This window comes from Acidobacteriota bacterium (assembly GCA_021161905.1).
GTDB lineage: Bacteria > Acidobacteriota > B3-B38 > Guanabaribacteriales > JAGGZT01 > JAGGZT01.
The window spans coordinates 1-11,935 of record JAGGZT010000027.1; the positions used below are offsets into that span (position 1 = coordinate 1).

Annotated in this window: 9 protein-coding genes; all 9 read left to right on the forward strand. The window is 50.8% G+C overall.

From position 1 onward, the window contains the following. On the forward strand, nt 1-1,962 hold a 1,962-nt coding region (locus J7L64_04255), incomplete at its 5' end, for a fused MFS/spermidine synthase (GenBank protein ID MCD6451553.1). Then, nucleotides 1,959-2,129, forward strand: a complete 171-nt coding sequence (locus tag J7L64_04260) for a hypothetical protein (GenBank protein MCD6451554.1) — start codon at nt 1,959-1,961, stop codon at nt 2,127-2,129. The genes J7L64_04255 and J7L64_04260, both read left to right, overlap by 4 nt. Nucleotides 2,130-2,138: 9 nt before the next feature. After that, nucleotides 2,139-2,915, forward strand: a complete 777-nt coding sequence (locus J7L64_04265) for an ABC transporter permease (protein ID MCD6451555.1) — start codon at nt 2,139-2,141, stop codon at nt 2,913-2,915. Continuing rightward, nucleotides 2,912-4,306, forward strand: coding sequence for an ABC transporter ATP-binding protein (locus J7L64_04270; protein MCD6451556.1), 1,395 nt, complete (start codon nt 2,912-2,914; stop codon nt 4,304-4,306). The genes J7L64_04265 and J7L64_04270 overlap by 4 nt, the downstream gene beginning before the upstream one ends. 5 nt (nt 4,307-4,311) lie before the next feature. Further along, nucleotides 4,312-7,287, forward strand: coding sequence for a methyltransferase domain-containing protein (locus J7L64_04275; GenBank protein MCD6451557.1), 2,976 nt, complete (start codon nt 4,312-4,314; stop codon nt 7,285-7,287). After that, complete coding sequence (locus tag J7L64_04280) at nt 7,287-8,648, forward strand: FAD-dependent oxidoreductase (GenBank protein MCD6451558.1); 1,362 nt, start codon at nt 7,287-7,289, stop codon at nt 8,646-8,648. Before J7L64_04275 ends, J7L64_04280 begins: the two co-directional genes overlap by 1 nt. A gap of 18 nt (nt 8,649-8,666) precedes the next feature. Further along, the gene (locus J7L64_04285; GenBank protein ID MCD6451559.1) at nt 8,667-9,953 is read left to right on the forward strand and encodes a glycosyltransferase; all 1,287 of its coding nucleotides are present in this window, start codon (nt 8,667-8,669) and stop codon (nt 9,951-9,953) included. 43 nt (nt 9,954-9,996) lie between these two features. Next, nucleotides 9,997-10,953, forward strand: a complete 957-nt coding sequence (locus J7L64_04290; GenBank protein ID MCD6451560.1) for a glycosyltransferase family 2 protein — start codon at nt 9,997-9,999, stop codon at nt 10,951-10,953. Then, on the forward strand, nt 10,943-11,935 hold a 993-nt coding region (locus tag J7L64_04295), incomplete at its 3' end, for a glycosyltransferase family 2 protein (GenBank protein MCD6451561.1). The genes J7L64_04290 and J7L64_04295, both read left to right, overlap by 11 nt.

The following is an 11,935-nucleotide window of genomic DNA, read 5'->3' on the forward strand; positions in this document are numbered from 1 at the left end:
CATCTCAGCAGGGGGGAACTCCCCCCCGCACCCCCCGAAGGTAAATCACCGGTCTCATCCGTTTCCCCCCCTCCTGCTATCTCCCCTCTTCTCTCACTGGTTGTCTTTTTATCCGGAGCGGTATCCTTGTCCTACGAGGTATTCTGGACCCGTCTTTTGGTCCTCCATTTAGGAAGCTCTGTTTACGCCTACGCCTTAATGCTCGGCATTTTCCTTATTGGGTTAAGTCTTGGGAGTTTGATTGCGGGGAGGATCAGCGATAGAGCAAAACAACTACCGCTCATCCTTTCTTTTTTGGAATTTCTCCTCGCTTATTATCTCATCATCCAGATAAAGCAGTTTTCTCATCTTTCCTCACTTCTCGGTGATCTCGGCGAGTTTTTTGGGGCACCGAGCTACGGAAAGCAGATATTGATCTCCGCCCTTGGAGTGGGACAGATACTCATCATCCCCACCGTCCTCATTGGGATGGTCTTCCCCATCGTGGTAAAGCTGGGGACAAGGAAATGGAGAAAGGTGGGAAGCAGTGTAGGCATCCTTTATGCCTGGGATACCCTTGGTTGTATCCTCGGCTCTCTTGCCGCCGGGTTCATCCTCATCCCGAGGATGGGAGTGGATCGGGGAATGCTCATCTCCGCCTCGGTGAACCTTTTTCTCGGTTTTCTCCTTCTCCTCGTTTTCGGGAGGAAAAGGTTCATCTCCTTTCTTGTCTCAGCGGGTATAATCATCCTCTTCTTCCTTTCCCACTTTCTTTTCATTAAGCCGAATGAAACGGTCATCTCCGCGGGCATATTCAGCAGCGAGAGGGGGAAAACGCTTCTCTCCTTTACCGAGGACGCCTACGCCACGGTTAGCGTGGAGAGGGTGGAGGATGTAAGGGGGAAATGGCTCTCTCTAAGTGTAAACGGGATAAATGTAGCCGGCACATCGCCCGATCTGGTAAGCATCCAGAAGATGCAGGGGCATTTACCCCTGCTCCTCACCCGATCACCCAAACGGATACTTCATATCGGCTTTGGGAGCGGGGGTACTGCCTATTCGGTATCGACCCATGATGTATCCCGGATAGATATCGCCGAGATAAGCCCTGGGGTGGTAAGGGCAGCGAACACCTATTTTAAGGGGGTAAACCACGGAGTCCTTGCCGATAAAAGGGTCCACCTCACCTATATCGACGGAAGGAACCTGGTGCTCGCCACAAAGGAGAAATACGATGTGATCCTTTCCGACTCCATCCATCCACGCTATGCGGGAAACGGCAACCTTTACACTCGGGATTACTACCTTCTCTGTCGGGCGAAGTTAAAAGAACACGGGGTTATCTCCCAGTGGCTTCCCCTCTACAGCCTGAGGGAAGAGGATTTCAAAATGATCCTCCGCTCCTTTGTATCCGTCTTCCCCCATACCACCGTATGGTATATAAACAACACGATAAACCCGTTTACCATCGTCATTGGGAGGATGGATGAGGGGAAGATCGATTTCAACCTCCTCAATCGGGCGTTTTCCGAGAGGAAGGTGAAAGAGGACCTCGCTCGAATCGGGATAGTAAACCCCTATCAAATACTCGACTTCTTCATAATGGGGGAAAAAGAGGTGAAGGATTATGTGAGGGATGCACCATACCACACCGATGACAAACCATTAGTGGAGTATTTGGCAAGCAGGGTGATAAACAGGAATCTAAGCTGGTACCTCAATTTCAAAAGCATCGTGGAGCATCGTCACTCCATCATCCCTCATCTTACCGGTCTCCCAAAAGAGATAAAAGAAAGGGAGAACATCCTGGCGAAGATTAGAAGATACGAAGAAGCAACAACCTACAACCTCAAGGGACAACTATACTTTCTTAAGGGAGACTATCCGCAGGCGATGGCGGAATGGGAAAAGGTGAGGACGGTCAACCCCGAGGATCTGAACCCCATCGAGTACTTCTACCTCGGGATAATAAGAAAACGATGAGGATAAAAAAGATAACGATAAAGAAAGGGGATCATCCCTTTATCCCGCTCAAAACAAGGGATTTATTGATCAAGAAGCCATCTCGGGGAAGACTGTTGAACCATATTCCCACTTATGCTAAAATATTCAATGATTTAGGAAGCAAGAGCTTTAACTACGAAAAGTAGATCACCTTTATGATCAAGGGGATAAAGGAGCTTTTCCGTTATCGGGAGTTGCTCATAAGCCTTGTTATCCGAGACCTCAAGGTTAAGTATAAAAACTCGGTACTGGGCTATCTCTGGTCGCTTCTCGATCCCCTTCTCACCGTTCTTCTCTTCGTAGTTATCTTCTCGATAATCGTCCGGATCAAGGTGGAAAACTACCCCCTTTTTCTCATAAGCGCTGTCCTTCCCTGGGGTTTTCTTCAGGGATCGTTGAACGGAGCGGTCATTTCCATCTCAGGGAATGCCAATCTGGTTAAGAAGGTCTATCTCCCTCGGGAGATATTTCCCTTTTCCGCCCTTCTTGCCAATCTGGTAAACTTCCTCCTGAGCCTGGTGGTGTTTATACCTCTCATCTTCATCTTCGGAGTGAAGGTGAGCTTCTCCCTCCTCGCCCTCCCTCTCATCATCCTGCTCGAGCTCATCCTTATCGGTGGCATCGCCCTTCTCGCCGCCTCCCTCAATGTGTTCTTCAACGATGTCGGCTTCATCCTGAAGTTCGTGCTCAACCTCTGGTTCTACCTGAGCCCGGTCTTCTACCCTGTTTCCTTCGTACCGGAGCGCTTTCGGGAGCTATATCTCCTCAATCCGATGGCAGTTATCCTCTCCCTCTATCGCTTTGCCATATTAAGGATGCCTCCTCCCGGAGCAAGGGAGATAGTCATCTCCTCGGCAATATCGCTCAGCTTGTTTGTGGTAGGTTATCTCATCTTCAAGCGTACGGAAAACGAGATGGTAAAGAGGCTATGACGATGCCCATCATCGAGGTGGAAAATTTAGGAGTGAAATTTCGCCTCTTTCACGAGCGGGCGAAAACGCTCAAGGAATTCTTCGTGAGCTTCCTCAAAAGGAGCCATTATTACGAGGACTTCTGGGCGCTTTCCGGGGTGAGCTTCGAGGTGGCAAAGGGAGAGGCATTAGGGATAATCGGGGAAAATGGAGCAGGAAAATCAACCCTGTTGCGGGTGCTCGCCGGCATCTATCTCCCCGATGAGGGAAGGGTGGTGACGAAAGGAAGCATCTCCCCCCTCATCGAGCTTGCCGCTGGCTTCCATGAGGACCTCACCGGGAGGGAGAACATCTATCTTAACGGAGCACTCCTTGGGCTCAAGCGAAGGGAGATAGAGAGGAAGATCGAGGAAATAGTTGATTTCGCCGAACTCGGTGGTTTCATCGACACCCAGGTGAAGAAGTATTCTACGGGGATGCTCCTTCGACTTGCTTTTTCCACCTCCATCTTCGTTGAGCCGGACATACTTCTGGTCGACGAGGTGTTAGCGGTGGGTGATGCCTATTTTCAGGAGAAGTGCTATCAGAAGGCACTGGAATTTAAAGGAAATGGAGGAACGATCCTCTTCGTCTCCCACGATATGAATGCGGTGAGGAGGATATGTGATCGGGTAATCCTCCTTCGTCGAGGTCGGATAGCGGCAGTAGGGGGGGTGGATGAGAGCATCAATGCCTATCTCAAAACAGTGGGGAGCAGAGAGGGAATCGGCACCCTCCGTACCTCAAAGATCGAAGTGGTGGTGAACAACGGGAAGCTGTTCCTGTTTGCCAGGGGAAAGGAGCTCACCTCTCGCTATGGGGGGCATTCCCTCTTCCGGGTGGGTTCAGCCTGGTTCAGCTCGGTCAATGGAAAGTGGAAGGTGGAGAGAAATACCCCGGACGAGATCCTCGCCCGGGGGTGGTTCGACGGGGTACCAACCATTACCTTCTGGAGGATAAAGCTCTCCGGGGAGAAGAGCCTTCGCTTCCAGGTATATCTCACCCCGGGAGCGGAAGTCTCGGAATCACACATCGATATCCTGCTCGATCCAAGCTATACCAAATGGAAAAGCGAGAAAAAAGGAGGAAAGATACCGGAAATAACCGAGGAAGCCAAGGACTGGAGCGTGGTTCACGATTCAGAAGGTGAGGATGAACGATCCTTCACCTTGAGCAGTGAAGGTGATAAACTGCCTCCGATAACCCTCAAATACGAGAGGGCGATGCCCGATCTTCCCCGCATCCTGAATACCGACTATCAACTTTCTTCTCGCTCCCTCCATTCCCTTCTCGTAAACCCGGTGGATAAAGGTATCCCTAAAGAGGATAAGGTAATGATATTCGACGGTGAGATCGTAATTGGAGGTGAGTAGTTTCTATGCTCAACTGGCTGATCAAGTATCCCTTTATAAAGAAACCACTAAAGCTCATCCTCGGTGGTGCCGGTTTCGGCATCACCCTCCTTCTTGTGATCTTTGATGCCATAAAAGGATTTTTCTTCCCCCGGGTATTCGACAATGAAAGCGATGAGCTGTCCTACCTCTTCTTCACCCATGTCCCCTGGGAGCACATCTGGCAAAGAAACCACCATACTGTTTACCGTCTCTCAAAAAAACACAGGGTCATATACTTCCAGCCGATACCGATATTCGAGTTCTTCCGAAGCCCGATCCACTACCTAAAGCGAAGGATAATCTTCTTCAACGAGAATCTCATCCTCTACCACCCGCTCATCGCGGTTTATGAGAATAAAGTTCCCTTCGGAAGATGGCTTAATGAGAGGCGGATCCTCGGGGCGTTAAGAAACATCGCCCGTCGTTTTCACTTCCCCAAGCCGGTTCTCTGGTTCTACTTTCCCCAGCTGGTAAGACTGGCGGATAAGTTCGATAAAAGGCTAATCGTATATGATATCCAGGATGAATACGCCGGTTTTACCTGGGCGAGCCCCGACATTTCGGAGCGGGAGAAGGAGCTCCTCAGGAAAGCCGATCTCGTCTTCACCGGCACCTTAGCCCTTTACCGAAAGAAAAAGCCCTTTGTACCCCACAACGAAGTCTACTTCTTTCCCTGTGGGGCGGAATTCGACCATTTCGCAAAGGCGAAAGAAAACCTCCCCCGCCCTGAAGATCTCACCGGGATAAAATCCCCTATCCTCGGCTACTTCGGCTCCATCGAGGAGCGGATAGACTTCGAGCTCCTCGAATACATCGCCGATAAAAGGCGTGATATAAACATCGTGATGGTTGGTCCCTACTGGCGGGTGCCGGAATCCACCCTGAACAAGGAAAACATCCACTTCCTGGGCAAAAAGGAGTATAAAGACCTTCCTGCCTACCTCCGCTACTTCGACATCCCCATTATGCCCTTTGCCCTGAATGAACTTACCCTCCATATCAACCCGACCAAGTTGCTCGAGTATTTCGCTGCCGAGAAACCGGTCATCTCCACCGCCATCCCCGATGTGGTGGAGCTCTATTCCGATTACCTCTATATTGCCAGGGATAAAAAGGAGTTTCTTTCTCTCGTCGAAAAAATACTCGATAAGGGAGGAGATGACCGGGTGAAGCGAGCGCTCGAACTCGCGAAAAGAAACTCCTGGGAGGGGATGGTCGCCGGAATGGAGGGACACATAAAGAGGCTGATTCGGGAAAAGGAGGGGATAAAAGGGATGAGAGAGACCGCCCTTTCCCTCCTCAAGGAAAAGCTAAAGGAGACTAAGGACGAGGCTCTCCTTAAAGAGGCGGAGGCGAAGGTCGAATGCTGGCTAAATGCCTGGGAGCGGGAGGCAAGGGAATTGAGCTTGCTCCTTTCCGAGGAGATAGGAGAAAGAGGGAGAAGAGAGGTCTATAACTGGGTCAGGGGGTATCTCGGGGAACAGGCGCCCGAATGGAATTTGGAAAAACCTGTTCCTCTTTCCGAGAGACAAGCGGAGCTATTCAATAAGCTGGTCTCCTCCCGCTGGGAAAGAAGCCTTCCCTACTTCAGGAATAAACTGCTCGAGTACATCTTCGTCTCAAGTTATGAATTCCTGAAACCAGATGAACTAAAGTTAACCTTAAGGGAAAAAGGAAATTTATCTCTATTAAAAGATGCCCTTATTGAATACCAGAGGAGGCTATCCCGGGTGGCGCTTGCCCGGGATAGGGAATTCATCTTCGGGGAAAGCCATAACTTCTTAAGCCTCTTTACCGGGAATGAGCCAGGGAGGAAGGAGGGGGAGGAAGGATCTTCCAACAAAGAGGACACCTCGCCTCCTCAGAGGGGGGATGAACCAAGCAAAGGATCTCTCGGAAGGATGTTCGATCTCATCTATCACCCCCGTTCCCCCTATCTGATAAAACGAACCCTCCTTCCCTTGGCACTGCTTCGGGAACTTCGCAATTACCTTGCCCGACGAATAGGCTCCTCCCCCCTTCTTTCCGGGGAACGGCTCCCTCTTCCCCTTCTTTCAGGGAGGCTGAGGAGCCTGAGATATCTTCCCGCACTTTCTCCCGCTAAAGCGATCGAGCTTTTCATCCGAATGGAGCTCATTCTCCATTCCTACGAGCTTCTCATCTTAATCGAAAAGAGGGAAAAGGTAAGCACCGAAAAGGAAAGAAACCTCCTAAAAAAAGCGGGTAATTGGAGTAGGGAGAAGCTTATAGATTTCATAACCGAGGTGGACAAGGATCTTCGTCTCCTCCGCCATATCCGAACGAATGAAGAGCGGATCGGGGAAGGGGTGGCGAGCAAGGTTTTATGGGAACATTTAACCCGTTACCGCTTTTTAAACCGGTTCTTCACCGGAAAGGAGACCGTGCTTGACGCTGGCTGTGGCGCCGGGCTCGGGGTGGAGATAATATCGGAAAAGGTGAAGAGGGTATTTGCTCTCGACCGTGCCTACCCATCGTTCATCGAGAAAAAGGATGAGAAGATCAACTTCATCGGGGGAGATCTCTTCCACCTTCCCTTTAAGGAGAAAATCTTCGATGCCATCATCCTCCTCGAGGTGATCGAACATCTCTCAAAGCCGGAAAAGGTTATGGAAGAGCTTCTACCCCTGCTCAAGGACGATGGCTTTCTTGCTATATCCACCCCGAACCGCGAATTCTACTCTCCGGGCCTCCCCCTCCCCTGGAACCCGTTCCATCACCGAGAGTACAACCATAATGAACTGACCGAATTCCTCTCTCTCTACTTCAGGGAGATAGATGTCTACGGCGAGCACTTAGCGCCCCAGGTGGATAAAGGGATTCCTGATCCCTTTTCCTTTATAATAGGGAAGTACGACCACTCTGATTTCCCCATCATTGGGGAAGAGCTTGAAAGCGCTATGAGCTTCATCATAATCTGCCGGGGGAAAAAGAGAGGATGATGAAAAAGGAAGAAAGGATCGTGATAATCGGTGCCGGTCCCTGCGGCCTTGGAGCGGGCTGGCGCCTATCCGAGCTGGGACACGATAACTGGATCATACTGGAAAAGGAACAATATGTGGGCGGTCTTTCCGCCAGCTTCACCGATGAGAAGGGGTTCACCTACGATATCGGGGGGCATGTGATGTTCTCCCATTATCCTTACTTCGATCGGGTGGTGGAAGAGGCGCTCAGAGGCGACTACCTCGAGCATCAGCGAGAAAGCTGGATCTGGCTCACCGATCGGTTCATCCCCTATCCCTTCCAGAACAACATCCGCTACCTGCCCAAGAGGAAGGTTATCGAGTGCTTAGTGGGGCTCGCTGAATGTTGGGGAGAAAAAAGGGAATCGAGAAATTTTCACGAATGGATACTGAACACCTTCGGCAAGGGGATCGCCCGCTATTTTATGCTCCCCTACAACAGAAAGAACTGGGGATTCCCTCTTACCAAGATGGACCATCACTGGATTGCCGAGCGGGTGAGCGTGGTCGATTTCAAACGGGTGCTTACCAATGTCCTCTATCAACGGGATGATGTTTCCTGGGGACCGAACGCCACCTTCAAGTTTCCCCTCTTTGGGGGGACCGGTGGTCTCTTCTCCCGCATTGCCGATTTCTTCCGGGACAGGATAAGGCTCGGGGAGAAGGTTGTGGGAGTGGATCTAAAGGAGAAAAAAATCTACCTGGAAAATGGAAAAGGTGAGCCCTACGATTTTTTGATCTCCACTATGCCCTTGGACCGTTTGGCGGAGATAGGAACCCCCATTCCCAACGAGGTGAAAAAAGCGGGGAGGATGCTCTCCTTCAATGGGGGGCTTATCGTCGGGGTCGCCTTCAGTAGGCCCACGGATAGCACCAAGTGCTGGATGTATTTTCCGGAAAAAACAAGCCCCTTCTACCGGGTGACCTACCTCTCCAACTATTCGCCAAAAATAGTGCCCGACATAAAAAGGTACTTCCTTCTCCTCGCCGAAACCACCTATTCTCGCTACCGCCGGATCCCAAAGGAGAAGATAGTGGAGCTAACGCTTGAGGGTTTCCTCAATACCAAACTGATAAAAAAGGAGGACCTGAAGAGGATCGCTGCCACCTACACCATAGAGATAGACCACTCTTACCCCATCCCCACCTTGAAACGAAACGAGGCGCTCAGGGTGCTCCATCCATTCTTCGAAGCACATAATGTCCTTTCCCGGGGGCGGTTTGGTGGCTATCTCTATGAAATAGGAAATATGGATCACTCATTTATGCAGGGCAAAGAGGCAGTGGACAGGATCCTTTTGGGGAAAGAGGAAACGGTGTGGCGTCTGCCGGGAGCCTAACCAAATAAAGGGTTTTAAATGGGGAAGAAGGTTTTGAAGCTCATCCTTACCGCACTTCTTATCCTTCCCATTACCCTTATACTCCTGGTGGTGGCGACGATACTCCGACTCCTCGAAGCGATCGCTCCTTCCCCTCCTCGGGGGAAAGATCACTCGCCCCCAAGGGAGATAGTCTTCGTCACCTATGCCCCCTTCCGTGGTCTCTTTGATCGGCATCTCCAGATAGCAACCAAACTCTCCCGAACCCATCCCGTCCTTTACTGCGATCTCATATCCATATCCACCCTCATCCTCTCTCCGGGACTGATCCGGGAGCTCGGCTTTGCCCGCGTTGCTCCCCGGCTATTCCGCTTCGCCGCTTTAATCCTTCCCTTGGACGGGAGATCTGCCCCGTTTACCTTCATCAACCGATTCATTCTCATTTCCTATCTCAAAGCGGCGATAAGACGGGCGGGCTTCTCCCATTTCGCCCTCTTCCTCTGGGAGCCGAACAGGGAGTACCTCGTGGGAAGGCTTGGGGAATCGCTCGTCATCTACGACATCATCGACGAATACTCCGAATTTTTGGGCTCAGCGAGGAAGATCCTTTCCGCCGAGGAGAGGCTATTCCCGAAAACAGACCTCATCATAACCGGCACCTATTCCCTTTTTCTCTCACGAAGAGAAAAACACAAAAACATCCACTTCATCCCCTGTGGAGTGGACTATGAGCTCTTCTCCTCTTCCCCCTCCTTCACCCCAGAGGAACTGACTACCCTCCCCCACCCCGTCATCGGCTATTACGGGATGCTCGACGCTCGGCTTGACATCGACCTCCTCCGTTTCCTCGGCGAGAAGTATCCAGATTGGAGCTTCGTCCTCATAGGTCCCTTAGGAACCGATCTCTCAGCCCTTATGAACTTGAGGAATTTTCACTTTCTTGGGAAACGAAGCTACCGCTCGCTTCCAAGCTATATCGCCCTCTTCGATGTAGTGATTATACCTTACCGCCTTAATCGGTACACGGAACATATAAACCCCAACAAGATGCTCGAGATATTAGCAGCGGGAAAGCCGGTGGTAACTACCGACCTTCCCGATATAAGGAGGTTTTACTCCGATATCGCCTTCGTATCTCAGGATTATCATCAATTTGCCGATAATATTAAACGAGCCCTCTCGGACAAAAAAGAGGTGGAGGAGAGGATCGCTCGGGGGAAGAAAATGGCAAGGGAGAACTCCTGGGATGAGGTAGCGGAAAAGATAAAAGAACTCGTAAAAAACACCTATCTTGATAAAATAGGAAGCAAAAGTAGGGGGAAATAAGTATGGTTTCCCGCTAAAACCCAGGAGGGAACAGGGGGAAAAGATGAAGGTTTCAGTGGTTATGGTTACCTTAAACGCCTCCTCTTTTATAAGGGACGCTCTCGATTCCCTTAGGGGGCAGAGCTTCCGTAATTTCGAGATCATCATCGTGGACAACGGCTCCACCGACGGCACGATCGAGCTATTGGAGAAGGAATATCCTGAAGCGAAACTGATAAAAAACAAGGAGAACCTGGGTTTCCCTCAGGCGAACAACCAGGGAATTACCCTCGCCAAGGGGGAATACATCCTCACCCTAAACCCCGATGTAATCCTCACCCCGAGCTTCCTCGCCGAGATGGTGAAGAAAGCCGATGAGGCGGGAGGAGAATATGGTATGTTTGCCGGAAAGATGCTCCGCTTTGATGGGAAGACGATAGATTCCCTCGGGCTCATTCTCTCCCGCGCTCGGCGGTTCTACGATAGAGGAGGTGGCGAGAGGGACATCGGGCAATATGATGAGCCAGCTGAGGTGTTCGGGGTCTGTGCCGGAGCGGCACTTTATCGACGGCGGATGCTTGAGGAGATAAAATACGACGGAGAATACTTTGACCCGAGCTTCTTCTTCCTCGCTGAGGACTTCGACATATCCTGGCGAGCTCAACTTGCCGGCTACCGGGCGCTCTACATCCCCCAGGCGATCTGTTACCATATGCGGGGAACATCCAAAGCAGAAAGACAATATTTCTCCTTCAAGAACCGCTATCTCCTTATGATTAAAAACGATTCGTTTAAAAACATCCTCCTCCACTCTCCCTACATCATCCCCTACGATATAGCCCGTTTTTTCTTTCTCCTGGTAACCAATCGACTTCTATTCAAGGCGCTCTCCGAAATAAAGAAGCTCCTTCCTGAACTTAAGGAAAAACGGAGATTTATAAAGCAAAGAACGAAGGTAAGCGAAGGCTATATCCGGAGCTGGCTGGGAAGAAAGGAGATACCCTTCAGGAATGGAAGGTAAGAAGGTGTCGGTCATCGTTTGCTCCTTCAACTCAGAGAAGTTCATTGGAAGATGTTTAGCCTCGGTAGGGGAACAATCTCATAAGGAGATAGAGCTTATCGTGGTAGATAACGGCTCGAGCGATCGCTCCCGAGAGATAGTGAGAAGGGAGTTTCCCGAGGCGAAATTGATAGAGAACAGGGAAAACAAAGGGTTTGCCAGGGCGAATAACCAGGGGATTGAACTTGCGAGCGGTGATTTCTTCCTCTTTCTCAACGCGGATGCCTTCCTCGACAAGGATTATCTCCTAAACGCCCTAAAACCGTTCTCGCTCGATCCAAACATCGGGATGGTCTCGGGAAAGATCCTCCGCTTCGACGGAGAAACGATAGACTCAACTGGAGAATTCGTGGGAAGAAGCAGGAAGGTGGTGGAGCGGGGCTATGGGAAAAGGGACGAGGGCTCTTACGATGAACCTGGCTATATATTCTCCGTTTGCGGCGCCTGCGCCCTCTACCGGCGGGAGGTACTGGAACGGGTAAAGGTCTTTGGTGAGGTGTTCGATGAGGACTTCTTCTCATTCTTTGAGGATCTCGATCTCGGCTGGCGAGCAAACCTTTTCGGTTTCCGCGGCTATTACACCCCGGATGCCATCTGCTACCACTTCCGGGGGGGCGAGGTGAGGGAAAGATCGTTCCTCGGAAGGCGCTCCCTCCTTATGGGGCGGGAGAGCGAGCTTAAATATCACATCGTGAAGAACCGTTGGCTCACCATCATCAAGAACGATCGCCTGATCGACTTCTTACGCGACCTTCCCTTCATCCTGATAAGGGATGTGGCTATCTTTTTCGCTCTTCTTGTCTTTGATCCCAAGGTCCTCTTGAGATTGATAAAAGAGGGATTTCCCTTGATAAAAACCGCCTTCAAGAAGCGGAAAAGGATAAAGGAAATAGTGGGGAGAAACCCCGGGCTGAGAAGGCTCGGCGGATATCCTCCGAAAAAG